This is a genomic window from Pseudomonas sp. 20P_3.2_Bac5, assembly GCF_025466035.1.
Classification (GTDB): Bacteria; Pseudomonadota; Gammaproteobacteria; order Pseudomonadales; family Pseudomonadaceae; genus Aquipseudomonas.
Map to the genome: position 1 here is coordinate 1 of NZ_JANLOA010000091.1, position 24,974 is coordinate 24,974.

At 63.5% G+C, this 24,974-nt stretch carries 21 protein-coding genes; 16 read left to right on the top strand and 5 right to left on the bottom strand.

The features are described from left to right. Positions 1-82: 82 nt before the first annotated feature. Positions 83-1,696, bottom strand: coding sequence for an alkaline phosphatase family protein (locus NTD88_RS15770; RefSeq protein ID WP_262154969.1), 1,614 nt, complete (start codon positions 1,694-1,696; stop codon positions 83-85). Positions 1,697-1,796: 100 nt separating this feature from the next. Continuing rightward, complete coding sequence (locus NTD88_RS15775; RefSeq protein ID WP_095159428.1) at positions 1,797-2,747, bottom strand: LysR family transcriptional regulator; 951 nt, start codon at positions 2,745-2,747, stop codon at positions 1,797-1,799. Positions 2,748-2,891: 144 nt separating this feature from the next. On the opposite strand from NTD88_RS15775, the gene NTD88_RS15780 reads away from it, so the two are divergent. The 4 genes from NTD88_RS15780 to NTD88_RS15795 all read left to right on the top strand — a co-directional run bounded on the left by NTD88_RS15780 (position 2,892) and on the right by NTD88_RS15795 (position 7,468). Beyond that, positions 2,892-5,243 (top strand): TonB-dependent receptor, encoded by a 2,352-nt coding sequence (locus tag NTD88_RS15780; protein WP_262154970.1) that lies wholly within the window; start codon positions 2,892-2,894, stop codon positions 5,241-5,243. A 259-nt stretch (positions 5,244-5,502) separates the two neighbouring features. Next, positions 5,503-6,309 carry an energy transducer TonB gene (locus NTD88_RS15785; RefSeq protein ID WP_262154971.1) on the top strand — a complete coding sequence of 269 codons (807 nt, stop codon included), beginning with the start codon at positions 5,503-5,505 and terminating at the stop codon, positions 6,307-6,309. 33 nt (positions 6,310-6,342) lie between these two features. Beyond that, complete coding sequence (locus tag NTD88_RS15790) at positions 6,343-7,065, top strand: MotA/TolQ/ExbB proton channel family protein (RefSeq protein WP_095159425.1); 723 nt, start codon at positions 6,343-6,345, stop codon at positions 7,063-7,065. Between the two features lies 1 nt (position 7,066). After that, entirely contained in the window at positions 7,067-7,468 is a 402-nt protein-coding gene (locus NTD88_RS15795; RefSeq protein ID WP_095159424.1) for an ExbD/TolR family protein, read from the top strand. Between the two features lie 273 nt (positions 7,469-7,741). Here the strand turns inward: NTD88_RS15795 and NTD88_RS15800 are convergent, their stop codons facing one another. Further along, positions 7,742-8,182 carry a hypothetical protein gene (locus NTD88_RS15800; protein ID WP_315974965.1) on the bottom strand — a complete coding sequence of 147 codons (441 nt, stop codon included), beginning with the start codon at positions 8,180-8,182 and terminating at the stop codon, positions 7,742-7,744. A gap of 1,096 nt (positions 8,183-9,278) precedes the next feature. Between NTD88_RS15800 and NTD88_RS15805 the strand changes: the two genes are divergently transcribed. The 4 genes from NTD88_RS15805 (at position 9,279) to NTD88_RS15820 (ending at position 12,267) form a co-directional block, all read left to right on the top strand. Continuing rightward, the gene (locus NTD88_RS15805; RefSeq protein WP_095159423.1) at positions 9,279-9,581 is read left to right on the top strand and encodes a DUF3077 domain-containing protein; all 303 of its coding nucleotides are present in this window, start codon (positions 9,279-9,281) and stop codon (positions 9,579-9,581) included. A 132-nt stretch (positions 9,582-9,713) separates the two neighbouring features. Then, positions 9,714-10,295, top strand: coding sequence for an alpha/beta hydrolase (locus tag NTD88_RS15810; protein ID WP_095159422.1), 582 nt, complete (start codon positions 9,714-9,716; stop codon positions 10,293-10,295). Positions 10,296-10,364: 69 nt separating this feature from the next. Next, positions 10,365-11,306, top strand: a complete 942-nt coding sequence (locus NTD88_RS15815) for a sigma 54-interacting transcriptional regulator (RefSeq protein WP_262154972.1) — start codon at positions 10,365-10,367, stop codon at positions 11,304-11,306. Between the two features lie 175 nt (positions 11,307-11,481). Beyond that, on the top strand, positions 11,482-12,267 hold the full coding sequence (locus tag NTD88_RS15820; protein ID WP_095159420.1) for a MetQ/NlpA family ABC transporter substrate-binding protein: 786 nt from the start codon (positions 11,482-11,484) through the stop codon (positions 12,265-12,267). A gap of 216 nt (positions 12,268-12,483) precedes the next feature. Here NTD88_RS15820 and NTD88_RS15825 read toward each other — a convergent pair whose 3' ends face one another. Then, a complete protein-coding gene (locus NTD88_RS15825) occupies positions 12,484-13,248 on the bottom strand; it encodes an N-acetylmuramoyl-L-alanine amidase (protein ID WP_262154973.1) in 765 nt (254 codons plus the stop codon). A 262-nt stretch (positions 13,249-13,510) separates the two neighbouring features. Here NTD88_RS15825 and NTD88_RS15830 point away from each other — a divergent pair, with 262 nt between their 5' ends. The 4 genes from NTD88_RS15830 to NTD88_RS15845 are packed head-to-tail and all read left to right on the top strand — an operon-like array spanning position 13,511 to position 16,464. Beyond that, complete coding sequence (locus tag NTD88_RS15830; RefSeq protein ID WP_262154974.1) at positions 13,511-14,176, top strand: amino acid ABC transporter permease; 666 nt, start codon at positions 13,511-13,513, stop codon at positions 14,174-14,176. After that, a complete protein-coding gene (locus tag NTD88_RS15835; RefSeq protein ID WP_262154975.1) occupies positions 14,157-14,816 on the top strand; it encodes an amino acid ABC transporter permease in 660 nt (219 codons plus the stop codon). Before NTD88_RS15830 ends, NTD88_RS15835 begins: the two co-directional genes overlap by 20 nt. Then, on the top strand, positions 14,813-15,586 hold the full coding sequence (locus NTD88_RS15840; protein ID WP_262154976.1) for an amino acid ABC transporter ATP-binding protein: 774 nt from the start codon (positions 14,813-14,815) through the stop codon (positions 15,584-15,586). The genes NTD88_RS15835 and NTD88_RS15840 overlap by 4 nt, the downstream gene beginning before the upstream one ends. Further along, complete coding sequence (locus tag NTD88_RS15845) at positions 15,583-16,464, top strand: transporter substrate-binding domain-containing protein (RefSeq protein WP_095160054.1); 882 nt, start codon at positions 15,583-15,585, stop codon at positions 16,462-16,464. The genes NTD88_RS15840 and NTD88_RS15845 overlap by 4 nt, the downstream gene beginning before the upstream one ends. Positions 16,465-16,563: 99 nt before the next feature. Here NTD88_RS15845 and NTD88_RS15850 read toward each other — a convergent pair whose 3' ends face one another. Further along, complete coding sequence (locus NTD88_RS15850; protein ID WP_262154977.1) at positions 16,564-17,727, bottom strand: AAA family ATPase; 1,164 nt, start codon at positions 17,725-17,727, stop codon at positions 16,564-16,566. A 171-nt stretch (positions 17,728-17,898) separates the two neighbouring features. On the opposite strand from NTD88_RS15850, the gene NTD88_RS15855 reads away from it, so the two are divergent. The 4 genes from NTD88_RS15855 (at position 17,899) to NTD88_RS15870 (ending at position 24,966) form a co-directional block, all read left to right on the top strand. Continuing rightward, the gene (locus NTD88_RS15855; protein ID WP_095160052.1) at positions 17,899-18,990 is read left to right on the top strand and encodes an efflux RND transporter periplasmic adaptor subunit; all 1,092 of its coding nucleotides are present in this window, start codon (positions 17,899-17,901) and stop codon (positions 18,988-18,990) included. Further along, entirely contained in the window at positions 18,987-20,054 is a 1,068-nt protein-coding gene (locus NTD88_RS15860) for an efflux RND transporter periplasmic adaptor subunit (protein WP_262130630.1), read from the top strand. Before NTD88_RS15855 ends, NTD88_RS15860 begins: the two co-directional genes overlap by 4 nt. Continuing rightward, entirely contained in the window at positions 20,051-23,098 is a 3,048-nt protein-coding gene (locus tag NTD88_RS15865; RefSeq protein WP_262130632.1) for an efflux RND transporter permease subunit, read from the top strand. Before NTD88_RS15860 ends, NTD88_RS15865 begins: the two co-directional genes overlap by 4 nt. Before the next feature lie 626 nt (positions 23,099-23,724). Further along, positions 23,725-24,966, top strand: a complete 1,242-nt coding sequence (locus tag NTD88_RS15870) for an SfnB family sulfur acquisition oxidoreductase (protein ID WP_262154978.1) — start codon at positions 23,725-23,727, stop codon at positions 24,964-24,966. Positions 24,967-24,974 lie beyond the last annotated feature (8 nt).

Genomic DNA, 24,974 nt, shown 5'->3' on the forward strand with positions numbered 1-24,974 from the left:
AACCTCTGTAGGAGCGAGCTTGCTCGCGATGCGCCGGCGGCGCTCGATCTCAAGGACCCTGAAGACAGGCCAGCCCCGCCAATCACCAAACCCCAATCTTCACCACACTGTCCTCCCGCGGTTCGCCATACCTGAACCACTGCCCTCGCCGTTCGATTTCGGCATGGCTGATGGTGGTGCGGCGCTTCAAGCCGCGCAGCCATTCCCACAAATACCCCTGATGCTCCTCGCGCACCGCCGCATACGCCGGATCAGCGCCAAGGTCGTTCAATTCTCCCGGGTCATTCTCCAGGTCGAATAACTGCGCTCTGAAGCCGTCATACGCCAGGTACTTCCAGCGCTCGCTGCGCACCATGGTCATGCGGCAACGATCGATGGGCTGGCCCAGCCGCTCCCGCGCCGGTGACTGGAAGGCGTAGTCGTACTCGGCAATCGCGTAGCGCCGCCAGCTTTGTGCGCTCCCATGCAGCAGCGGCACCAGCGAACGGCCCTCCAGCCGGTGATCGGCCGGCGGCAAGCCGAGGGCGTCGAGAAAGGTCGGCACGGCATCGATGGTTTCCACCAGCCGCTCATCCACCGTGCCCCGGGTGATATCCGCCTGCGCACGCGGATCGCGCACGATCAACGGCACACCCACCGCCGGCTCCAGTAAAAACTCCTTTTCCCCCAGCCAGTGGTCACCCAGGAAATCCCCGTGGTCGCTGGTGAACACAATCAGCGTGTCGTCCCAGCGCCCGCTGCTCTGCAGCTCATCGAACAGCCGGCCGAGCTGGTCGTCGATCTGCTTGATCAAGCCCATGTACGTCGGGATCACCTTCAATCGCACGTCGTCGCGGGAGAAATTCACGCTTTCCTGATGCTGGCGAAACGCGGCGTACACCGGGTGGTCACTGAGCTGCGCGCCCTCCGCGCGCACCGCCGGCTGCACCTGCGCGGCGCCATACAACGCGTGGTACGGCGCCGGGGCGATATAGGGCCAGTGCGGCTTGATGTACGACAGGTGCAGGCACCACGGCTGCTCGCCCTGTTCGCGGATGAAGTCGATGGCGCGGTCGGTGGTGTAGACGGTTTCGGAGTACTGCTCCGGCAGCCGGGTCGGCAAATGGGCGTTGCGCATGTGCCAGCCGCTGAGCACGTCGCCGTGCTCGCCCTCGGCGGCGTTGGCCCAGGTGTGCCAAGGGTTGTCGCCGTCGAAACCGTGCTCGCGCAGGTAACGGGTGTAGGGCGCGGTCTCGCGTTTGTCGCTGAACAGCGGGTCGTCGGGGAAGATGCCGTCATGGCGCACATAGGGCTCGAAACCCACCTCGTTGAGCTGCTCGACGGCGGCGCTGGCCGGGTCGAGGCGCAGGTGTTGCTGGGCGTCGAGGTTGGGCGTGGCGTGGGTCTTGCCCACCAGCGCGGTGCGGATGCCGGCCGGGCGCAGGTAGTCGCCGAGGGTCAGTTCCTCCAGCGGCAATGGCACGGCGTTCCACGCGACCTGATGGCTGCTGACGTAACGACCGGTGTAGGCCGACATCCGCGACGGCCCGCAAATCGTGCCTTGGGTGTAGGCGCGGCTGAAGCGCACGCCGGCCGCCGCGAGGCGGTCGATGTTCGGCGTGTGCAGGTGCGGATGGCCGTAGCAAGACAGGTAATCGCGACGCAGTTGGTCGCACATGATGTACAGCACGTTGCGCACGGGGGATGGCTGGGGCATGACGGTCACCGGGTGAAAGGGCAGGCGACTGTTTTCGCCGCCACGGCGCCCGGCGACAAGCGCATTTGCCGAATACCGGCGATGCGTCCGGCGCAACGCCTCACACGGCCAGGCGTTCCAGGGCGGCGGCGTCGAGGTCTTCCTCGTTCTGGTCGGTGCGCACGATCTGCTCGATCATCGCCTCGGCCAGCGGCGCCAGGCGTTGGCGCGCGCGGCTGACGATACCGTAGCGGGTGTAAAGCTCCTCACAGTCGTCGTTCAGCCCGTCGATCTTCAGCCGCACCAGCTCGCCCCGCGTGCTGCGCAGGCTGTCGCTGTAGGCGCCGCAGATGCCGATGGCGTTGGAATGCAGGACCACGGTGAGCAGGCTGTGGCTGTTTTCGCATTCGACATTGGCCTCCACGTCAGGGTGGCCGCTGAGGTCGGCGATGACCTTGCGCAGGTTTGGCGGGCGCAGCGTCACGGCCAGCGGGTATTGCAGCAATTCCTCGGCGCTGACGCTGGCGCGCGCGGCCAGCGGATGCCCGGCGCGACAGCAGAAATACCAGCGGCGCGGTTTCAGGCGCAGGGTTTGGTAAGTGGGGTCAGCCTCGAAGCTGCGGGTGTCGGCGACGAAGAACTCGAAGTCTTCGGCCAGCAGGCGGCGGTTCAGGCTCTGCCAGTCATCAACTTGAAACTGCACCCGCGCCTTCGGGTAGCGCTCGATGAAGCCGGCGATGGCCCGCGGCACCAGGCCCGCCGCGGGCGCCGGGCCGCAGCCGAAGCGCAGTTCGCCGGCTTCCAGGCCGTTGAACTGGCGGATCTCGTTGCTCAACTGGCACGCGCCACTGACCAGCCGGCGCGCATGTTCCAGCACCACCAGCCCTTGTTTGGTCGGCGGCAATTCCTTGTTCGAGCGATCCACCAACTGACACCCGGCGCTGTGCTCCAGCGCCTGGATGCTGCGGCTGAACGCCGATTGCGAGAGGTTCACCGCGCTCGCCGCGGCGACGAAGCTGCGGTGCTCGGCAAGGGCGATCAGATGGCGGAGTTGGCGAAGATCGATATGCATTTTTCACATAAAAAGTATCGGGCAAATGCATTTGCTCTGCCTCGGTTGCACTCCTTATAAAGGCAATCTCTTATTCGGTAAACATATGTAAAAACATAAATAAATAACTTCAGGGAATAAGAATTTCCTGAACAGGAGCCGCTCATGAGCCTTTCGTCTTCCGCTGCACCCTTGTCTTCACGGCGGCTCAAGCGCCTGCCCCTGGCCTTGCTGCTGGCGGGCAGCGCGCACTGGCTGCCCGCGCAGGCCGCCGATGCGGGCCGCGCCGAGCCAGCCCCCGCCGCCAAGGCCGACAGCCAGTTGAAGACGGTCACCGTCACCGCCCGCCGCCGCGAAGAAAGCGCCCAGGACGTGCCGACCCCCATGAGCGTGCTCGACGGCCAGGCCCTGGAAAGCCAGCGCATCTACCGCATCCAGGACCTCCAGCAACTGGTGCCCAGCGTCAACGTCGCCTATATGCATGCGCGCCAGTCCAGCGTGTCGATCCGCGGCCTGGGCAACAACCCGGCCAGCGATGGCCTGGAAGGCAGCGTCGGGCTGTACCTCGACAACGTCTACCTCGGGCGCCCGGGCATGGCCGTTTTCGACCTGATGGACATCGAGCAGCTTGAAGTCCTGCGCGGTCCGCAAGGCACCCTGTTCGGCAAGAACACCACCGCCGGGGTCATCAATATCAGCACCCGCGCGCCGAGCTTCACCCCGGAACGCAGCATCGAAACCTCGGTGGGCGAGGACGGCTATTTCCAGACCAAGGGCACGATCTCCGGCCCGCTCAGCGACACCCTCGCCGGCCGCTTCTCGGCCTACCGCACCCGCAACGACGGCGACATCAAAAACGAATACGACGGCCACACCCTCAACGGCGGCTCGCGCCAGGGCTTTCGCGGGCAACTGCTGTACAAGCCCAACGAGCGCTTCAATCTGCGCTGGATCGGCGACTACAACGAGGAAGATTCCAGCGCCGGCACCCGCGTGCTGTTCAGCACCGGGCCGACCATCAACGGCGTCAACCGCTACGAAAGCCGCGCGGCGGCGGCGGGGGCGACGCTGGTCGACGGCAGCAAGCGCAAGGTCAATCTCGACAACGACCAGCACGTCACCGTGTTCCAGGGCGGCACCTCGCTGGAGGCCAACTGGACCCTCGACAACGACTTCACCCTGACCTCGGTCAGCAGCTACCGCTGGTGGGATTTCACCCCGCGCAACGACGACGGCCTCAACGTGCCGGCGGCGTACAACGCCGGGGTCTCGGTGCGCGATAAACAGTGGTCGCAGGAATTTCGCCTGGCCTCGCCCACGGGCGGCTTCTTCGACTACGTGCTCGGCGCCTACTACTTCGGCTCCGACCTGGATAACCGCTCCTTCAACTACTACGGCCCGCAGGCCGACATCTGGAACGGCACGCCGACCGGCGCCCTGGCCAACGTCACCACTATCGGCAAGGGCCATATCGAGACCGACAGCTTCGCGCTGTTCGCCCAAGGCACCTGGCACCTCAGCGACCGCCTCGATTTCACCGCCGGCGTGCGGGGCACCTATGAAGAGAAAAGCGCCTGGGTCAACCGCAACGCTCCGCAGGGCGGCGCGGCGGTCGCCGGGGCGGCGGCCACCGCGCGGCAGGGCCGGGTCGGCGCCTACGAGTCGGGCGACCTCAACCAGTACAGCGCCAGCCCGTCGGGGTTGCTCAACCTCAGTTATCGCTTCACCGATGACCTGCTCGGCTACGCCACCCTGTCCCACGGCGAGAAGTCCGGCGGGGTCAACCTGACGGTGGCCACCGCGCCCGTCGCCGGCGCCGACTCATTGCTGGTCGGCACCGAGCGCGCCAACAACGCCGAGCTGGGCTTCAAGAGCACGCTGTGGGACAAGCGCCTGCAACTCAACGCCAACCTGTTCTGGACCCAGGTCAACGGCTACCAGACCAACGCCTACGACGAAGCCAACCGCGTGCAGTATCTGACCAACGCCGGCTCGGTGCGCTCACGCGGGGTGGAATTCGAAAGCACCCTGGTGCCGGTGCGCGGGCTGACGCTGAACGTCAACGGCTCCTACAACGACGTCCGCTACCTCTCCTACAAAGATGCCCCGTGCCCGCCGGAAGTGTCGCTGCAACCGGGCGCGCCGGCGTCCTGCGACCTCACCGGGCACCCGGTGGTCGGCGCCTCGAAATGGATCGCCAACGCCAACGGCCAGTACCAGTGGGACCTCGCCAACGGCCTGCAACCCTACGTCACCGCCAGCTATGCGTTCCGCTCAAAAGCGGTGGGCGTGGTCGAGGACTCGGACTACGCGCGCATCCCCAGCTACGCCGTGGTCAACCTCTCCACCGGCCTGCGCGGCGACCTCGGCCAAGGCCAGTGGGATGTCTCGCTGTGGCTGAAAAACGCCTTCGACAAGACCTACTACACCACGCTGTGGAGCGCGGCCAACGGCGGCTACGAAGGCCTGCTCGGCACGCCGCGAACCCTGGGCGTGACCGGTCGCTACGACTTCTGAGGCGATTTCCCCATGCCTTTGAGGAATATTTTTCATGCCGCAAAAGCATGGCGAAATGCCCGCATCGCTACAGCCCTTGAAATACGCGGGCTGTAGCGATTCGGCAAAACTTCATATTCGAACAAGTTCTATCCATAACTTTAAAGATTACTTTCAGAGATAAGCGTCTCGCCCCGATCATCCACCGCAAGCGAAGGCGCTTTTCATCCCTGACCGACCGCCTTCGAAGGAAATGCATTGAACCCCCAGGAGTCTATCAATGGGTAATGTCCAGACCGCCGCCAGCGCCCTCGATGTGCTGTGGCGCCCGGCGCCGGGCGAACTGGTCGATCTCGGCCGTCCGCACCGTGTTCCGCTGGCGCAGCAGCGCTTGCAGCGCACGCCGCGCAGCGCCCTGAACCGTCGTGAGAAAGTCCTGCTTGGGGTGTTTGCCCTGGTGTTGCATGGCGCGGCCGCGTACTGGATCAGCCAGGCGCCGACCCCGGTTCTGCCGGTCGTACCGCCAGAAATTCCACCGATGACCATCGAATTCTCCCAGCCGGCGCCGCCGGTGGTAGAGCCGCCGCCGCCCGTGGTCCAGCCACCGCCGCCGATCGAGCCGCCACCACCGGTGGAAGATGAACTGGCCGTGAAGCCGCCGCCGCCCAAGCCTGTGCCCAAGCCAAAACCTGTGCCCAAGCCCGTGCCAAAGCCGGTACCGCAGCCGCCGGTGCAGACACCACCGCCGACCCCGGCTCCACCGGTCGCCGCGCCACAACCGCCGGCACCGCCCGCGCCCGCCCCGGTGACCCCGGCTTCGGCCAACGCGGCGTACCTGAAGAACCCGGCGCCGGAATACCCGTCGCTGGCCCAGCGTCGCGGCTGGGAAGGCACGGTGCTGTTGCGGGTCAAGGTGCTCGCCAACGGCAAGCCGGGCGAGATCCAGATCCAGAAAAGCAGCGGACGTGACCAACTCGATGACGCCGCGCTGGCAGCGGTAAAGCGTTGGAGCTTCGTCCCGGCCAAGCAGGGCGATGTCGCCCAGGAAGGCTGGGTGAGCGTGCCCATCGATTTCAAGATTCGCTAACCCAAATTCGCGTAACCCGAGAGAGAACACATCATGAGCGTATTGGCCTCCCCACTTGAATCCATCGAAAGCGCGGTGATCTGGCTGCTGGTCGGCTTCTCCGTCGTCACCTGGGGCCTGGCCCTGGTCAAGACCGTGCAGTTTGTCCGCCTGAAGAACCAGGACAAACGCTTCCACAAACAATTCTGGGCCGCGTCCAGTCTCGACTCGGCCGCCGACCTGGCGCAGACCCAACCGGGTTCCGCTGCCCGCGTCGCCCAGGCCGGTTATGCCGCCATCGCCGTTGGCGAGCCTGGCCATGCCGCTGACCTGAGCCAGTCGATCAACCACCAGGACCGCCTGGAACGTGCCCTGCGCCAACAGATCGTGCGTGAACGCCGCTCGCTGGAAACCGGCCTGGCCGTGGTCGCCAGTATCGGTAGCACCTCGCCGTTCATCGGTCTGTTCGGTACTGTCTGGGGCATCATGGAAGCCCTGAAAGGCATCAGCGCTGCGGGCTCGGCGAGCCTCGAAACCGTGGCCGGCCCGATTGGTGCGGCACTGGTCGCCACCGGCGTGGGTATCGCCGTCGCCGTCCCGGCGGTGCTGGTTTACAACTACTTCCTGCGTCGCCTGAAACTGACCGCCGCCGACCTCGACGACTTCGCCCATGACTTCTACAGCCTCGCGCAGAAGAGTGCCTTCCGCGTCATCGCCCACCCAACGCTGCACAAGGCCAACACCCAGGCCGGCCAGCCCGTGAAAGAGGCGGTGTGACATGGCTTTTTCGACCCAGGACAGTGATGAAGTACTGAGCGAGATCAACGTCACCCCGTTGGTGGACGTGATGCTGGTGCTGCTGGTGGTGTTCATCGTGACCGCGCCGCTGCTGACCAATGCGATCCCGATCAACCTGCCCAAGACCGAGGCCGTGGCCCCGGTGGAACAGAAAGACCCGTTGGTGGTGAGCATCGACGGCGCAGGGAAGGTGTTTATCAACAAGGACGAAATCCAGCCGGATCTGCTGGAGATCAACTTGCAGACGGCCAAGGCCAAAGACCCCGATGTGCGGGTGCAACTGCAGGCTGATGACGGTGTGAATTACGGAGAAGTGGCCCGCGCCATGGCTTCCATCGAACGTGCGGGGATTACCAAGTTGTCGGTGATCACCGCCCGCTGAGCAACACGCAACTCAGGCAAACTTGAAGGCCGGTCCTGTGGCAGGGGCTGGCCTTTTTTTGTGACAGGTGTAACGGGGACCCCAGGTTGACGAAGAGGTCAGGCAGCGGTAGATTTGCCCCCATCGATACGGACCGGAACCCGAAAGGGGGTATCGATTTCGGAGGCGAAAGCCTCTCCTAGCCAGTGAGCGGGATAAGCGAAAGCGAAAGAACAGGCCGATATACAGATTCAGCAAAAGCCCCGAGTGCGAAAGCCTCGGGGCTTTTTGCTTTCAGATGGATTTTCCGGCATTACGCACTTCCAGGATGTAACGCACATTGTGTGGTTTTCCACGAGGAAGTGAATGCCGCCCCCACGTCGCGACTTCATAGGCTGAGATGACTCGCAGCTTGAGTAGGTTGGTGGTGTTCGCGGGCTTGCTGATCGAGAAGAAAATTGCGTAATCGTGCAGGTCCAGGCAGTAGTACCGTTGGTTGTTTTCAACAAAATACGGAACCGCCAGACCGTTGTAGAAGCGTCGCTCCATGTAGTCGCGCAGTTGGGTGCTGCAGTGATACCGGTCCTCACAGAAATAACGGCGTTCATGCCTGAAGCACAACGACTCTCCCTTGCCTTTTTCATCAGTGAAGCAGTGAAAGCCAAATTCGAATTTGACCGTGACCTGCTCGTCCGCCACATCAAACATCAAATCGAATGGCTGTAAGTGCGCCATCGATAATGTCTTGCCGCCGATGATCAGATCCTTCCACTTCATGACGTGCCCTCGTCTGGAAAGCGAGGCAGCGTACGGGCGGTGGAATGACGCGACAACAACGCAAGTTTGTTCAAACGCTACAGCGAGGTGGTACCCGTACGAATGGAATCGTGCAGGCCCTCACATCCCGCGCCGTATTCGATGGCTGTCACAGATTTCCAAACACAAACTTGCTGGCCGGGATCTGGAGTTGAGGGTTAGGGTTCGCGTTCTTCAGGCCCGCCCTTTATGGCGGCTGTGTGCGTGAGGCGTAATGGCCTGCCGGGTTTCGCCATTCACTCGGTTTTCCACCGCGCATGCAGCCGCCGCCCCCTTTTTGCGTCGGTATTTACATGTCTTGTGGCTGTATGTAGGCCATGAGGTGCTCGTCAGTAGATCGGGTAATGGCGACCAGGCGCTAGCCGAGGGGTTTTCAGGGTTCTCAAGATCGAGCGCCGCCCGCGCGGCGCATCGCGAGCAAGCTCGCTCCTACATCGGTTGCAACGTGCCATGGCCTGACAGAGAGATGTTGCCCGCTCTTGGCGCTTGGCGATGAATCGCGGGGAGGCTGTTGAGGTCGACTCGATACCGCGTCGTACAAACAAGGCTGCCAACCATGGCCTGACAGACATAGGCACGTTGCAACCAATGTAGGAGCGAGCTTGCTCGCGATGCGCCGCGCGGGCGGCGCTCGATCTTGAGAGCGAAAAATATCTATCGGCATGCGCCTGGTGGCCCTGATGCGACCTCCAGACAGGCCCATTCCAGACACCTGCAAACACAAAGTTTGTGGAACCAAAAACTCCTAGGACGTACCCTACGCGGTCTGTCGGTCCTAGCCTCCTTGCCCGGGAACCCCACACCTTCTAGGCTTCCCCGGTCGCTGAATGTTCAGTGATCGGGTGTGGAAACCTGAGTGTTTTGGGTATGGAGTTGCTTTCATGGCAGCTGTGCGCGGGAGGCTTTCGGGCCTGCCGGGTTATCCTTACCGCTCGGTTTTCCACCCCGCGTACAGCCGCCACCCATTTGTGTGGAAACAAAAGGATGTCGGCCTCATTAGGTAAGGAAGATGTCTGTGAAAAAAATAGTCCCCGACCCACCCCTATCCCCCACCTGCACCCGCCACTTCGGCGAATGCCCCGCCGACCACCCTCCTCTGTTTTCCGTCAACGCCGGTATCGACCCCCACAGCACCCTGGTTCATGCCTCGATGTTCCTCCGCTGCGCTTACTACTCCGCCCAGGAAGCGACCGGCCAAGACGCCGGCAGAGCGAACTTCGTCTGGCTGGCGATGCACGGCGTGGAAGCCGCCAAGGCGCTGATCGATGCCCTGATCGACGGCATGGAAAAGGCCGAATGGCAGCAAGCCACCGAGTAACCACAACGGGACCGCCCTGCGGTCCTTCTCTTGTTTTGGTTATTAATAAATAGCTTCTTATTCCTTTACGGATATAACCCCAGCGCTAATACTTGCCGGCATGCACGCAACCGCAGCAGGAGGCAATTCCCCATGCGCAACGAGTCGATCCGTTACCTGATTGTCCCCGGCTGGCAAGGTTCGCCAGACGAGCACTGGCAAAGCCATTGGCACAGCACGCTGCCCAATAGCGCCCGTGTCGAGCAGGCCGACTGGCTGACGCCGAAGCGCGAGGACTGGGTCGCCGCGCTGGAGCAGGCGATTGCCGCCGACGACGCGCCGGTGATCCTGATCGCTCACAGCCTCGGTTGCATCACCGTTTCCCACTGGGCGGCCCAGGCCAGCCCGGCGCTGCTGCGGCGAGTACGCGGGGCGCTGCTGGTGGCGCCGGCAGATGTCGAACGCCCAGCCTGCGCGCCGGCCCTGCGTAACTTCGCACCGATTCCCATGCAACAACTGCCGTTCCCGAGCCAGGTGGTCACGTCGGACAACGACCCGGCCGTCAGCGCCCCACGGGCGATGCAACTGGCCCGCGCCTGGGGCGCCGAAGCCGGCGTGCTCGGCGGCGCCGGACACATCAACGTCAAATCCGGGCATCGCCGCTGGGAGCAGGGTTTCGCCTACCTGTACCGCCTGCAAAGCCGTCTGGAACAAGGCGCCCTTCGCCGCGCCTGATTCCACCGCACTCTTTTTCTTTTTACCGCTTAACGCCCGGGCCAGGAGTGCCCGGGCGGGAGTTTTGCCATGACTGCACAAGACACTTTCGGCCAGCCGCTGCTGACCTTCCCCGAACTCGACAAGAGCCCGCTGAGCATCCGCGCCAAGGCGCTGGTGTTTGTCGATCCGCGTTCGCGCCAGTTGCGCGAGGAACTGGAGATTCTCGCGCCGCTGGCGCTGCCGGTGCTGATCCGCGGCGAATCCGGCACCGGCAAGGAATTGCTGGCCCGGCAGATCCACCGCGCCAGTGATCGCGGCGGGTTGTTCGTCTCGGTCAACTGCGGGGCGATCAGCCCGACTTACGCCGATGCCGAGCTGTTCGGCTACGCCGCCGGCGCCCACAGCGGCACGGCCAGCAGCCGTGCCGGCTGGTTCGGCTCGGCCAACGGCGGAACCCTTTACCTCGACGAAATCGCCGACCTGCCGTTGGCGATTCAGGTCAAGTTGCTGGCGGCGCTGGAGAACCGCGAGGTCACTCGCGTCGGCGCGCAGCAGGCGCATTCGGTGGACGTGCGCCTTGTCGCGGCCACCAGCATCGACCTGGCCCAGGCCGTGGCGGCGGGGCGCTTCCACCAGCGCTTGTACGACTACCTCCACGAAGGCCGGCTGGAACTGCCGGCGCTGCGCGAGCGGGTTGGCGACATTTTGCCCCTGGCCGAGTACTTCATCGGGATCTACAGCCCACGGCTGAACCTGCCGGTTCCGCTGCTGAGCGAGGCGGCGCAGCGGGTGCTGGAGTTGCACGACTGGCCGGGCAATACCCGCGAGCTGGAGAACGTCATTCACTTCGCCCTGTTGCTGGGCAGCGGTGACGAGATCCTGCCGGAACACCTGAATCTGCCGACGCCACTTTCGGCGCTGGCCGAACGGCTGGAGCACATCAGCAAGCAAGGCGACGCCGCGGAGCGTGGTGCGTTGCAGCGTTTGCTGGAGAAAACCCTGTTGCGCCTCACGCAAGCCGCGAGCTAGAGCGTTGCGCACCCTGCATGGCAGGGTGCGAACAAAAAGGCATAACCAGCTAAGCAAAAGATATTTTTAAGGAATAAAAAATCTCGGTATTGTCCGCCTCACGCCGGGCAATACGGGCCCGGCCAACCAACACTTACCGAGGCCCATAAGGCGCGGATACCAATAAGGACTGCACATGAAAAAGACGTTGTTGATGACTGCCCTGGCCGCCGCGCTGTCGGTTGCCGGTTTTGCCCACGCCGGTGAAAAACTGGTGGTTGCCGCGACTCCGGTTCCCCACGCTGAAATCCTCGAGCTGATCAAGCCGACCCTGGCCAAAGAAGGCGTGGACCTGGAAATCAAAGTCTTCACCGACTACGTGCAGCCGAACGTGCAGGTTGACCAGAAGCGTCTGGACGCCAACTACTTCCAGACCCTGCCGTACCTGAAGAACTTCAACGAAGGCAAAGGCACCAACCTGGTGACCGTGATCGGCGTTCACGTCGAACCGTTCGGTGGTTACTCGAAGAAGGTCAAGAGCCTGAGCGAGCTGAAGGAAGGCGCTACCGTGGCTATCCCGAACGAGGGCAGCAACAGTGGTCGTGCCCTGCTGCTGTTGCAGAAGGCTGGCCTGATTACCCTGAAGGATCCGAAAAACGCCCTGGCGACCCCGAAAGACATCGCCGAGAACCCGAAAAAACTGAAATTCCGCGAACTGGAATCGGCCATGCTGCCGCGTGTGCTGGACCAGGTCGACCTGGACCTGATCAACACCAACTACGCGCTGGAAGCTGGTCTGAACCCGGCGAAAGACGCGCTGGTGATCGAAGGCAGCGACTCGCCTTACGTGAACTTCCTGGTGGCACGTCCGGACAACAAGGACAGCGATGCCGTCCAGAAACTGGCCAAGGCCCTGACCTCGCCTGAGGTGAAGACCTTTATCGAGAAGAAGTACAGCGGCGCGGTACTGCCGGCGTTCTGATGGACTGAGGCGCCAGGAAACCGAAGCTGAATCGTAAAAACCGTCGTTGCGGCGTAATGCCAGTCAGTCAGGCCAGTTGGGGCCCTTCGCTAGCAAGCTCGCTCCTACAGAATCGACACTGAACCTGTAGGAGCGAGCTTGCTCGCGAAGGGCCCCAATCGGTTCAACTGACAGGCATTACCCCAACGGCGGTTTTTTCATTGCCGGCGATAATGCTCATTCGGAAGGAAAATACTTCTCGACCAGCGCGTACAGGATGGCCGCCGTTTCAGCATCCAGCAGACCATCGTAATTGCGCTGGCGAAAATGCAATTGGAAGGCGCGGATCAAGGCGCGGTATTCGCTCTCCGTGCTGGCCTGACCGGTGTCGTAGCCGTATTGGCCCAGCTTGGCGATGACATCCTCTGGGGTTGGCAGTGCATTGAGGAATTGCTCGAAATACCGCTGTAGGGTCGCGATGTCATACCAGGCCCCGATACCGGCTTTGTAAAGCGCCTGCCAAGGGAACATCGCCCCCGGATCATTCTTTCGGCCGGGGGCAATATCGCTGTGCCCGACGACCTGCGTCGGCGTGATGTCCGGGTAGCACCGAAGAATATCCGTGACCAGTTCCTTGAGCACTTCGATCTGCTGCGGGTAATACGGCACAAAGGTCAGAGTTCCCTCATGGTCGGTGGCCTGGTTGACGAGTTCGATGCCGATCGAGGTGTCGTTGAGGTTGGTACGACCCGCCCATTGGCTGAGCCCGGCATGCCAGGCGCGGTCACACTCATCGACCAGATTGAACACACGCATCCCGGTGAAACCCGCCTGCTGATAGCTCTGGTCCGATGGATCGGGAACGAGATAGTGGGCGCTTACGGGGCCCGTAAGCGCGGTGACCGATGCCTGGAAATCAAGAGCGGTGTAGTGAATCACCAGAAAACGCACGCGCCGGTTGAAGGCTGTCGAGCGGTAGGTACCACAGTCGATTTCATACATGGGGACAGCCTGTTCAGAACGGAGGGCTGTAAAAAATATCCGTCCGAGTGTCCCGGCTATCCATACCTATGTAGGTGACATGTAACTGAAAACTCGCCCCAGGAGCGTCAGCGATTTCAGTGATATTAATATTCGATAAAAGTATTTAAATAATTATTTTTATACCTTTAGAGTCTTTTCCGAATGAGGCTTACCCGTCTCGCACTTCTCGTCAGCATCCGCCCGTCTACCCTCGGGCCGGTTCGGAAAAGACCCCGCGTTCATGACCTTCGATATCCCGTTCATCCTCAGCACCTTGCCGGCGTTTCTCAAAGCCGTCGGCGTGACCCTGCAGGTCGGCCTGATCGCTATCGCCACCTCGCTGGTGGTCGCGGTGGTCAACGCGGCGATCCTGCTGTTCCGCACGCCGGTGCTGCACCGCCTGGTGTCGCTCTACGTCGAGCTGGCCCGCAACACGCCGCTGCTGATCCAGTTGTTCTTCGTCTACTTCGCCCTGCCGGCGCTCGGTGTGAAAGTCTCCGGCTTCGCCGCGGCGATCATCACCATGACCTTCCTCGGCGGCGCCTACCTCACCGAGGTGCTGCGCGCTGGCGTCGAGGCGGTGCCGGTGGCGCAACTGGAATCGGGGCGCTCCATCGGCCTGTCCGAAGGCCAGTTGCTGCGCCATGTGATCCTGCCGCAGGCCGGCATCCTCAGCCTGCCGTCGCTGTTCGCCAATTTCATTTTCCTGCTCAAGGAAACCACCGTGGTCTCGGCGGTGGCGGTGCCGGAGATTCTCTACACCACCAAGAGCTACATCGCCCTGTACTACAAGACCTACGAAATGCTCGCGGTGATGACGCTGATTTGCGTCCTCTTGTTCCTGCCACTGTCGCTGCTGCTCAGCCGCCTGGAACGGAGGTTGCAACATGGCCAGTTCGGGTCTTGAGCTGTTGCTGGTGTCCTTGCCGCAACTGGGCAAGGGCGCCGCGCAAACCCTGTCGATCTCGGCATTGGGGATTGTTTTCGCGACCTTGGGCGGCGTGCTTTACGGCGTGCTGGCGACCCTCGGCAACCGCAGCGTGAACGTGCTGCTGCGCATCTACCTGGAGCTGTTCCGCGCCATTCCGGTGCTGGTCTGGTTGTACCTGTTGTTCTTCGGTCTGCCGATTTTCCTCGGCATCAGCCTGCCGAGTTTCTGGTGCGCGGTGCTGGTGCTGGCGCTGTGGGGCGCCAGCGAGGTCGGCGAAGTGGTGCGCGGCGCGCTGCAATCGCTGCCTCGCGGTCAGCGCGAGGCGGGGCTGTCGATCGGCCTGTCCGGCTGGCAGTTGTACGGCTACGTGCTGCTGCCCCAGGCGCTGAAGCGCATGACCCCGCCGACCATCAACATCTACACGCGGATCATCAAGACCAGCTCGCTGGCGGTGCTGATCGGCGTGGTGGACGTAATCAAGGTCGGCCAGCAGATCATCGAGCGCACCTATGAATCGGTTCTGATCTACGGCGCGCTGTTCCTGTTTTTCTTCTTCATCTGCTATCCGCTTTCGGCGGCCTCCCGGGCCCTGGAGCGACGCTGGACACACGCATGAGCGCATTGATCGAGTTTCAGGGTTTCAACAAATTTTTCGGCGAACAGCAGGTGCTCAAGGACGTCGACCTGTCGGTGGAGACGGGCGAAGTGGTGGTGATTCTTGGCCCGAGCGGCTGCGGCAAGAGCACCTTGCTGCGCTGCCTCAACGGCCTGGAAAGCGCCCACAGCGGCAGCTTGCGGCTTGAAGGCCGCGAGCTGCTGAGCCCGAAAACCGACTGGCGCGAAATCCGCCAGCAGGTCGGCATGGTGTTCCAGAGCTATCACCTGTTTGGCCACATGAGCGTGATCGACAACCTGCTGCTCGGCCCGCTCAAGGTGCAGAAACGCGAGCGCAACGAAGCCCTGGCCCAGGCCGAGGCGCTGCTGGCGCGGGTCGGCCTGCTGGACAAGCGCGATGCCTATCCGCGCCAGCTTTCCGGTGGTCAGCAGCAACGCATCGCCATCGTCCGTTCGCTGTGCATGAACCCGCGGGTGATGCTGTTCGACGAAGTCACCGCCGCCCTCGACCCGGAAATGGTCAAGGAAGTGCTGCAAGTGATCCAGGGCCTGGCCCGCGACGGCATGACCCTGCTTATCGTTACCCACGAAATGGCCTTCGCCCGCGCGGTGGCCGACCGAATCGTGTTCATGGAGGCCGGCAGGATCCTTGAACAGAGCCCACCCGAGAGCTTCTTTACGAACCCGCGGACCGCACGCGCGCAGCAGTTCCTGGAGAAATTTTCCTTCGTAGAACGCCTGCCAGAGACACCTCAAAAGGAACTGTCATGAAAACTGCCAAAACTTCGAAACTGCTGCTGTCACTGCTCGGCCTGGCGCTGCTGGCCGGCTGCAACAAGGCCGAAGAGCCGCCGAAACCCGCCGCCGCCACGCCGGCGCCGGCCACCACCAGCTACCTGGAAACCATCAAGGCCCGCGACAAGCTGATCGTCGGCGTCTTCACCGATAAGCCGCCGTTCGGCTTCGTCGATGAAAGCGGGCGCTATGTCGGCTTCGATACTGATATCGGCCGTGCGTTTGCCAAGTCGTTGCTGGGTGATGAGAACAAGGTCGAGTTCGTCGCCGTCGAGCCGGCCAGCCGCATTCCGTTCCTGCAGAGCGACAAGGTCGACCTGATCCTGGCCAACATGACCGTGACCCCGGAGCGCAAGGAAGCGGTGGAATTCACCAACCCCAACCTGCGTGTTGCCGTGCAGGCGCTGGTCGCGGATGGCAGCTCGGTGCAGAAGCTCGATGACCTGGCCGACAAGACCACCATCGTCACCACCGGCACCACCGCCGACATCTGGCTGACCAAGAACCACCCGGACTGGAAACTGCTCAAGTTCGAGAAAAACAGCGAGTCGCTGCAGGCCTTGGCCAATGGTCGTGGTGATGCTTATGCGCAAGACAACCTGATTCTGTTCAGCTGGTCCAAGCAGAACCCGGGCTACCGCGTACTGCCGGAAAAACTCGGCGAAGAAGCGCCGATCGCACCGGCGGTGAAGAAGGGCAATATCGAACTGCGCGACTGGGTCAACGCCGAGCTGGCGCGCCTGGGCGAAGAGAAATTCCTGCTCAAACTGTATGACCAATACGTGCGCAAAGAGCTGAGCGATGACACCAAACCGGAAAGCGTGATTGTGGAAGGGGGCAAGTGGCAGGGTTGATTTGATTCAGTGGGCTCAGGGGCCCTGTGGGAGCGGATTCATCCGCTCCCACAGGTTGACGGTGACCTGATGTCCGGTGATTGCCCCCGAGTTCACTCTCTAATCCGGCCAATGCCACACCGGCTCATCCAGCATCCCCTGCCCCACCACCCGGGTCTGACCCAGTTCTTTTTCCAGCACGATGGAATTGCAGGTCGCATCGCCTTCCAGCGCTTCCATCAACCCCCGCGAGTGCGACACCACCCACACCTGACAATGCTGCGACGCGCGGATGATCAAGCGCGCGAGCGCGGGAATCAGGTCCGGGTGCAGGCTGGTTTCCGGCTCGTTGAGGACCATCATGGTCGGCGGCCGTGGCGTCAGTAGCGCCGCGACCAGCAGCAGGTAACGCAAGGTGCCGTCCGACAGTTCCGCCGCCGACAGCGGCCGCAACAATCCCTCCTGATAAAACTGCACCGCGAACAAGCCACCCGGCACCGCGTCGATCTTCAGCCGTGCGCCGGGGAAGGCGTCGGCGATGGTGTCCTGTAGCGCTTGCGGGTCACCCACTTCGAGGATGGTCTGCAACGCGGCCGCGAGGTCACGGCCGTCGTGATGCAGCACCGGTGTGCGCGTGCCCAGTTGCGGGCGCCGGGCCGGGGCGCCGGCGTCGGTGCGCAGGTGATCGTAAAAGCGCCAGCCCCGGATCTGTTCGCGCAGGTGCAGCACTTCGGGCGAGGAACGCAGGTTGCCGACCTGGTCGAACAGGCTGTCGGCGCTGGACACATGCTGCGCCAGCACATCCCACTGGCGCCCCTCGCGGGCTTTGATCATCGGGCCCTGGCGATCCACCAGCAGGCTGGCGGGCCGGTAGCTTTCGCCGGCCCAGAGGCTTTCGCGCTTGATTTGCGGGTCGAGGAAGAACTGCGTGCGGCTGTCCGGCTCCGGCAGGCCGAGGCCAATGGCATAACCGAAGTCCTCGCTGGCAAAGCCCAGGCGCAGCCGTTTCACCCCCTTGCGCGGCCCACCTTCGATTGCCACTTCGCCACGGCTCATGCGCCGGCTGATCTGCTCGGGCCCGGCCCAGAACGTCGACTCCAGCCCGCCTTCCGCCGCCAGCGCATTGACCACGCCGCCGCGAGCGGTTTCCGCCAGCAGGCGCAGCGCCTTGTACAGGTTGGACTTGCCGCTGCCGTTGGGCCCGGTGATCAGGTTCAGGCGGCCGAGGGGCAGCACCAGCCGGTTGATCGAGCGGTAGTTGGCGACGGCGAGGGTGGTCAGCATCACAGAGGTTCCGTGGGAGAAGGCGGGAAGTATTGTCTATTCCACGGCTTGTGGACGTTGCCTACGAATTATGTAGGCCAGTTCCGATTGTTGTGTGAGCAGCTATGGAACCCCTGATCTACGCTAACAGTCGCATTCACCATGTCGAACCGGCGCTTGCAAGGAGCCAGCATGAAGGGGTCGTGTTCTTATTCGCTCGTTTGCATGGGCCTGATGCTCGTGTTGGCGGGCTGTGGCGAGAAGCCCGCCGAGGAGCCGCAACGCCCGCGGGTCGGGGTGCAGAAGGTCGAGCCCGGCGATTTCGCCGCCTCGGTGACGCTGACCGGCGACGTTCAGGCGCGGGTACACAGTGACCTGTCGTTCCGCGTTGGCGGCAAGATCATTTCCCGCAGCGTCGATGTCGGCGACCACGTCACGGCCAATCAGGTGCTGGCGCGGCTCGATCCGAAAGACCTGCAGACCAACGTCGACTCGGCCAACGCCGAAGTCCTCGCGGCGCGGGCGCGGGTGACGCAGAGTTCCGCCGCCTTCGTGCGCCAGCAGAAGCTGCTGCCCAAGGGCTACACCAGCCAGAGCGAATACGATTCCGCCGAAGCGGCGCTGCGCAGCAGCCAGAGCGCGCTGAAGGCCGCCGAGGCGCAATTGGCCAATGCCAAGGAACAACTCAGCTACACCGCGCTGGTGGCCGACGCGGCCGGGGTGATTACCGAGCGCCAGGCCGAGGTCGGCCAGGTGGTGCAGGCGACGGTGCCGATTTTCAGCCTGGCCCGCGATGGCGGCCGCGATGCGGTGTTCAACGTCTACGAGTCGCTGCTGCTGGCGCCGGCCAGCGCCGAGTCGATCACGGTCAGCCTGCTCGATAACCCGAAAATCCAGGCCAAGGGGCATGTTCGCGAGGTCACGCCAACGGTGTCGGCGCAGAGCGGCACGGTGCAGGTAAAGATCGCCCTGGACGAGGTGCCAGCCGGGATGGAACTGGGCTCGGCGGTCAGCGCCACCGGCAATCCGCAGGGCCGGCCGGGTGTGGAGCTGCCGTGGTCGGCGCTGACCAAGGACCTGAATGAGCCGGCCGTGTGGCTGGTGGACCAGGACAACAAGGTGCGCCTGCAAAAGGTCACCGTCGGCCGCTACCTCACCGGCAAGGTGGTGGTCAGCGACGGGCTGGAAAGTGGCGAGTCGGTGGTGGTGCTCGGCGGGCAGTTGCTGCACCCGGGCATGCTGGTGGAAATCGCCGATAACGGCAAAGCCGGGGAGCTGCCATGAAGCCCGCGATCCTGCTGTTGGGCTGCCTGTCACTGGTGGCCTGTAGTGATAAGAAAGAAACCCCGGAGCCGATCCGCCCGGTGCTGTCGATGCGGGTGCAGACCCAGGACCAGCTCAACCTCGGGCGTTTCGCCGGGACCATCCAGGCCCGCTATGAAAGTACCCTCGGTTTTCGGGTCGGCGGCCGCATCGCTCGCCGCGCGGTGGACGTGGGCAGCACGGTCAAGCCGGGCGATGTGCTCGCCAGCCTCGATCCCACCGATCAGCGCAATCAGGTGCGTGCCGCCGAAGGCGAGCTGGCGCGGGTCCAGGCGCAGTGGATCAATGCCCAGGCCAATGCACGCCGCCAGCAGCAGTTGTATGACCGCGGCGTCGGCGCCCAGGCGCAATTGGACATTGCCCAGACCGACCTGAAAACCACCGGCGCCACCCTTGAACAGGCCAAGGCCTCCTTGCAGCAGGCCCGCGATCAACTCGGCTACAGCGAGCTGCGCACCGATCACGGTGCGGTGGTCACCGAATGGAAGGCCGAGGCCGGGCAAACCGTCAGCGCCGGCCAGGCGGTGGTGACCCTGGCGCGGCCGGACGTGAAAGAAGCGGTGATCGACCTGCCGACCCGCCTCGCCGAAGAACTCTCCGAAGGGGTGGAATTCCGCGTCGCCGCACAACTGGACAACAGCTTGAACACCACCGCCACGTTGCGCGAAATCGAGCCGCAGGCCGACGCCAGCACCCGCACCCGGCGCGCCCGGCTGACCCTGAAAGACACGCCGGACGGTTTCCGCCTCGGCACCTCCATCAGCGTCACCCTCAGTTCGGCGGTGAAGCCGCGCAGCGAAGTGCCGGCCAGCGCCATCCAGGAGGTGGACGGGCAAACCCGCGTGTGGATCGTCGATACCCAGCAGAAAGTGGTCAATCCGCGAGACGTGAAAGTGCTCGAACGAGGGCCGGATGCAGTGCTGCTCGCCTCGGGGGTGCAGCCCGGCGAGCGGGTGGTCACCGCCGGCGTCAACAGCCTCAAGCCGGGGCAGAAGGTCATGGTCGATGAGGACGAGTCCCGATGAAAGGAAGCTTCAATCTGTCCGAATGGGCAATCCGTCACCAATCCTTCGTCTGGTACCTGATGTTCGTCGCCTTGCTCATGGGGGTGTTTTCCTACCTCAATCTGGGCCGTGAGGAAGACCCGTCGTTCACCATCAAGACCATGGTGATCCAGACCCGCTGGCCGGGCGCGACGCAGGACGAAACCCTGTTGCAGGTCACCGACCGCATCGAGAAAAAGCTCGAGGAACTGGACTCCCTCGACTACGTGAAAAGCTACACCCGGCCCGGCGAATCGACGGTTTACGTCAACTTGCGCGACACCACCAAGGCCAGCGATATCCCGCAGATCTGGTATCAGGTGCGCAAGAAGATCCAGGACATCCGCGGCGAGTTTCCCCAAGGCATCCAGGGCCCCGGTTTCAACGACGAATTCGGCGATGTGTTCGGTTCGATCTACGCCTTTACCGCCGACGGCCTGAGCATGCGCGAGCTGCGCGACTACGTGGAACGGGTGCGCGCGGAGATCCGCGAGGTGCCGAACCTGGGCAAGGTGGAGATGATCGGCACCCAGGACGAGGTGATTTACCTGAACTTCTCCACCCGCAAGCTGGCGGCGCTCGGCATCGATCAGCGCCAGGTGGTGCAGGCCCTGCAGGCGCAGAACGCGGTGACGCCAGCGGGGGTGATCGAGGCCGGGCCGGAGCGGATTTCGGTGCGTACCAGCGGCCAGTTCGCCTCGGAAAAAGACCTCGCCGAGGTCAACCTGCGCCTCGACGATCGCTTCTACCGGCTGGCCGATATTGCCGAGATACGCCGTGGTTACGCCGATCCGCCGACGGTGCAGTTCCGCTACAACGGCCATGATGCGATCGGGCTCGCCATCGGCATGAAGTCCGGCGGCAACATGCAGGTGTTCGGCCAGGACCTGCACAAGAAGATGGACAGCGTCATTACCGAGCTGCCGGTGGGGGTCGGGGTGTTCACCGTGTCCGACCAGGCGGTGGTGGTGAAGGAGGCGGTCGGCGGCTTCACCAGCGCGCTGTTCGAGGCGGTGGTGATCGTGCTGTTGGTGAGCTTCGTCAGCCTCGGTTTGCGCGCCGGGCTGGTGGTGGCCTGCTCGATCCCGCTGGTGCTGGCGATGGTCTTCGTGTTCATGGAGTACAGCGGCATCACCATGCAGCGGATTTCCCTCGGCGCGCTGATTATCGCCCTGGGCCTGCTGGTGGACGACGCGATGATCACCGTCGAAGTGATGGTCACGCGCCTGGAAATGGGCGAGAGCAAGGAGCAGGCGGCGACGTTCGCCTACACCTCGACCGCCTTCCCGATGCTCACCGGCACGCTGGTGACCGTCGCCGGTTTCGTGCCCATCGGCCTCAATGCCAGTTCGGCGGGGGAGTACACCTTCACCCTGTTCGCGGTGATCGCCGTGGCGCTGCTGGTGTCGTGGATCGTCGCGGTGCTGTTTGCCCCGGTGCTGGGCGTGCACCTGCTCAACATCAAACCCAAGGTCCACGAAGAAGAGCCGGGCCGGGTCGGCCGGGCATTCGCCGGCGGCCTGCTGTGGTGCATGCGCAACCGCTGGCTGACCATCGTCGGCACCATCGTGCTGTTCGCCCTGGCGATCTTTTGCATGCGCTTCGTGCAGAACCAGTTCTTCCCGTCTTCGGACCGCCCGGAACTGCTGGTGGACATCAACCTGCCGCAGAACGCCTCGATCGAGGAAACCCGCAAGGTGGTCGATCGCCTCGAATCCACCTTCAAGGACGACCCGGACATCGTCCACTGGAGCACTTACATCGGCCAGGGCGCGGTGCGTTTCTACCTGCCGCTGGACCAGCAACTGCAAAACCCCTACTACGCGCAACTGGTGGTGGTGAGCAAAGGCCTGGAGTCCCGCGAGGTGCTCAAGGCGCGCTTGCAGAAGCGCCTGCGTGACGACTTCGTCGGCATCGGCAGCAACGTCCAGTCGCTGGAAATGGGCCCGCCGGTGGGCCGGCCGATCCAGTACCGGGTCAGCGGCAAGGACATCGATCTGGTGCGCAAGCACGCCATCGAGCTGGCGACCCTGCTCGACAGCAACCCGCACATCGGCGACATGATTTACGACTGGAACGAGCCGGGCAAAGTGCTGCGGATCGACATCGCCCAGGACAAGGCGCGGCAGCTCGGCTTGTCGTCGGAAGACGTAGCCAACGTGATGAACAGCATCGTCAGCGGCGCGCCGGTGACCGAGGTGCACGACAACATCTACCTGATCGACGTGGTGGCCCGCGCCGAAGACAGCGAACGCGGTTCGCCGCAGACCTTGCAGAACCTGCAGATCGTCACCCCCAACGGCACCTCGATTCCGCTACTGGCGTTCGCCACCGTGCGCTACGAACTGGAGCAGCCGCTGGTGTGGCGGCGTGACCGCAAGCCGACCATCACCATCAAGGCCTCGGTGCGCGACGAGATCCAGCCGACCGACCTGGTGGCCCAGCTCAAGCCGAAGATCGACGAATTCGCCAGCAAGCTGCCGGTGGGTTACGAAGTGGCGACCGGCGGCACGGTGGAAGAGAGCGGCAAGGCCCAGGGCCCGATCGCCAAAGTGATCCCGCTGATGCTGTTCCTCATGGCGACCTTCCTGATGATCCAGTTGCACAGCGTGCAGAAGCTCTTCCTGGTGGCGAGCGTGGCGCCGCTGGGGTTGATCGGCGTGGTGCTGGCGCTGGTGCCGACGGGCACGCCGATGGGCTTCGTGGCGATTCTCGGGATCCTCGCGCTGATCGGCATCATCATCCGCAACTCGGTGATCCTCGTGACCCAGATCCACGAGTACGAGGCCCAGGGCTACACGCCGTGGGATGCCGTGCTGGAAGCCACCAACCATCGCCGCCGGCCGATCCTGCTCACCGCCGCGGCGGCGAGCCTGGGCATGATCCCGATTGCGCGGGAAGTGTTCTGGGGGCCGATGGCCTACGCGATGATTGGCGGGATCATTGTCGCGACCTTGCTGACGCTGCTGTTCCTGCCGGCGTTGTATGTGGCCTGGTACAAGATTCGGGAGCCGGAGAAGGCTTGATCCGGGAATGCAGTGGCTGCCATGTGTCAGCCGACATGTCTTCAGTGCCCTTGAGATCGAGCGCCGCCCGCGCGGCGCATCGCGAGCGAGCTCGCTCCTACATCAGTTGCAACGTGCCATGGCCTGATGGAAAGGTGTTGCCCGCCCTTGGCGTTTGGCGAGGAAACGCGGGGCGGCTGTTGACGTCGACTCGATACCGCGTCGTACAAACAAGGCGGCCAACCATGGCCTGACAGTTATAGGCACGTTGCAACCTACTGTAGGAGCGAGCTTGTCGGGGCGCCAAACCGTCGCGATGCGCCGCCCGCGCGGCGCTCGATCTTGAGAGCGCTAGAAAACTTCCGGCATGCGCCTGGTGGCCATTACTCGTTCTCTGGACAAACGCCCTCCAGCCACCACATGACCGAAAGATGTGTAAATAGCCTGCAGCGATGAGGCCCTAAATCCCCCACCAACAAACTGTTGATCCCCTGTTGCAACAGCAACACCCCTCTGTCTATCCATATTCCCAATCGTTAGTTCAGTAAATTTTTATAAACGATTACGGTATATGCACCGGACCACCGGACCCCACGTATCTTCAGTCGCTGTGCGCACGCGACGTTTTCCATAGATGAGGTCAGGTCATGTCCAATCTTGCCAATAACGCCGTTCACAGCGATCTGGATCACGCGCCGTTGCTGCTCCCCGCCAAGGTTCTGCGCAACGATGCCGAGGCCCTGCAGGCCGCCCACGAACTGGCCGCCGTCGCCCGCCCACAAGCCGGCAAACGCGACCAGCAGCGCAAGCTGCCCTGGGCCGAAGTCGAGCAGTTCACCCGCAGCGGCCTGGGCAGTATCAGCATCCCGCGTGAATACGGCGGTCCACAGCTTTCCTTCGTCACCCTCGCCGAGGTGTTCCGCATCATCAGTGCGGCCGACCCGGCGCTGGGGCAAATCCCGCAGAACCAGTTCGGCCTGCTGCAACTGCTGCGCGGCGCCGCCAACGACCGGCAGAAAGAAGTGCTGTTCGGCTCGGTAGTCGACGGCTGGCGGATCGGCAATGCCGGCCCCGAACGCGGCACCAAGAACACCCTCGAACTCAAGGCCCGGATCACCCGTCAGGGCGATGGCTATGTCATCAGCGGCCAGAAGTTCTATTCCACCGGCGCGCTGTTCGCCCACTGGGTGGCGGTCAAGGCGCTGAACGACGAAGGCCGCACGGTGCTGGCGTTCGTTCGCCGTGGCACCCCGGGCCTGCGCATCGTCGACGACTGGTCCGGCTTCGGCCAGCGCACCACCGCCAGCGGCACCGTGCTGCTCAACGAAGTGCCGGTGGACGCCGAACTGGTCGTCGAGAGCTGGCGCCTCGCTGACACCCCGAATATCCAGGGCTCGGTCTCGCAACTGATCCAGGCCGCCATCGACGCCGGCATTGCCGAAGCCGCCGTGGACGACGCCATCGCTTTCGTCCGCGAAAAGGCCCGCCCCTGGGTCGATGCCGGCGTCGAACGCGCCAGCGACGACCCCTACGTGATCGCCGATATCGGCCGCCTGAAACTCGAACTGCATGCCGCCCAGGCCCTGCTGGCGAAAGCCGCGCGGGTGCTGGACGAGGTCAACGCCGCGCCGGTCGACGCCGCCTCCGCCGCCCGCGCGTCCATCGCCGTGGCCGAGGCCAAGGTGCTGACCACCGAAATCTCCCTGCTGGCCAGCGAGAAGCTCCTGGAACTGTCCGGCAGCCGCGCGACCCTCGCCGAGTTCAACCTGGACCGGCACTGGCGCAATGCGCGGGTGCACACCCTGCACGACCCGGTGCGCTGGAAATACCACGCCGTCGGCGCCTACCACCTCAACGGAACCCTGCCCGCCCGGCACTCCTGGATTTGACCAGACCA

Excerpts from the sequence above, each read along its gene's own strand:
- NTD88_RS15855 (WP_095160052.1), top strand. The coding sequence starts at position 17,899 with ATGAAGGGGTCGTGTTCTTATTCGCTCGTTTGCATGGGCCTGATGCTC.
- NTD88_RS15830 (WP_262154974.1), top strand. The coding sequence starts at position 13,511 with ATGACCTTCGATATCCCGTTCATCCTCAGCACCTTGCCGGCGTTTCTC.
- NTD88_RS15860 (WP_262130630.1), top strand. The coding sequence starts at position 18,987 with ATGAAGCCCGCGATCCTGCTGTTGGGCTGCCTGTCACTGGTGGCCTGT.
- NTD88_RS15820 (WP_095159420.1), top strand. The coding sequence starts at position 11,482 with ATGAAAAAGACGTTGTTGATGACTGCCCTGGCCGCCGCGCTGTCGGTT.
- NTD88_RS15865 (WP_262130632.1), top strand. The coding sequence starts at position 20,051 with ATGAAAGGAAGCTTCAATCTGTCCGAATGGGCAATCCGTCACCAATCC.
- NTD88_RS15815 (WP_262154972.1), top strand. The coding sequence starts at position 10,365 with ATGACTGCACAAGACACTTTCGGCCAGCCGCTGCTGACCTTCCCCGAA.
- NTD88_RS15825 (WP_262154973.1), bottom strand. The coding sequence starts at position 13,248 with ATGTATGAAATCGACTGTGGTACCTACCGCTCGACAGCCTTCAACCGG.
- NTD88_RS15845 (WP_095160054.1), top strand. The coding sequence starts at position 15,583 with ATGAAAACTGCCAAAACTTCGAAACTGCTGCTGTCACTGCTCGGCCTG.
- NTD88_RS15790 (WP_095159425.1), top strand. The coding sequence starts at position 6,343 with ATGAGCGTATTGGCCTCCCCACTTGAATCCATCGAAAGCGCGGTGATC.
- NTD88_RS15850 (WP_262154977.1), bottom strand. The coding sequence starts at position 17,727 with ATGCTGACCACCCTCGCCGTCGCCAACTACCGCTCGATCAACCGGCTG.
- NTD88_RS15840 (WP_262154976.1), top strand. The coding sequence starts at position 14,813 with ATGAGCGCATTGATCGAGTTTCAGGGTTTCAACAAATTTTTCGGCGAA.
- NTD88_RS15835 (WP_262154975.1), top strand. The coding sequence starts at position 14,157 with ATGGCCAGTTCGGGTCTTGAGCTGTTGCTGGTGTCCTTGCCGCAACTG.
- NTD88_RS15780 (WP_262154970.1), top strand. The coding sequence starts at position 2,892 with ATGAGCCTTTCGTCTTCCGCTGCACCCTTGTCTTCACGGCGGCTCAAG.
- NTD88_RS15810 (WP_095159422.1), top strand. The coding sequence starts at position 9,714 with ATGCGCAACGAGTCGATCCGTTACCTGATTGTCCCCGGCTGGCAAGGT.
- NTD88_RS15870 (WP_262154978.1), top strand. The coding sequence starts at position 23,725 with ATGTCCAATCTTGCCAATAACGCCGTTCACAGCGATCTGGATCACGCG.
- NTD88_RS15770 (WP_262154969.1), bottom strand. The coding sequence starts at position 1,696 with ATGCCCCAGCCATCCCCCGTGCGCAACGTGCTGTACATCATGTGCGAC.
- NTD88_RS15795 (WP_095159424.1), top strand. The coding sequence starts at position 7,067 with ATGGCTTTTTCGACCCAGGACAGTGATGAAGTACTGAGCGAGATCAAC.
- NTD88_RS15785 (WP_262154971.1), top strand. The coding sequence starts at position 5,503 with ATGGGTAATGTCCAGACCGCCGCCAGCGCCCTCGATGTGCTGTGGCGC.
- NTD88_RS15800 (WP_315974965.1), bottom strand. The coding sequence starts at position 8,182 with ATGGCGCACTTACAGCCATTCGATTTGATGTTTGATGTGGCGGACGAG.
- NTD88_RS15775 (WP_095159428.1), bottom strand. The coding sequence starts at position 2,747 with ATGCATATCGATCTTCGCCAACTCCGCCATCTGATCGCCCTTGCCGAG.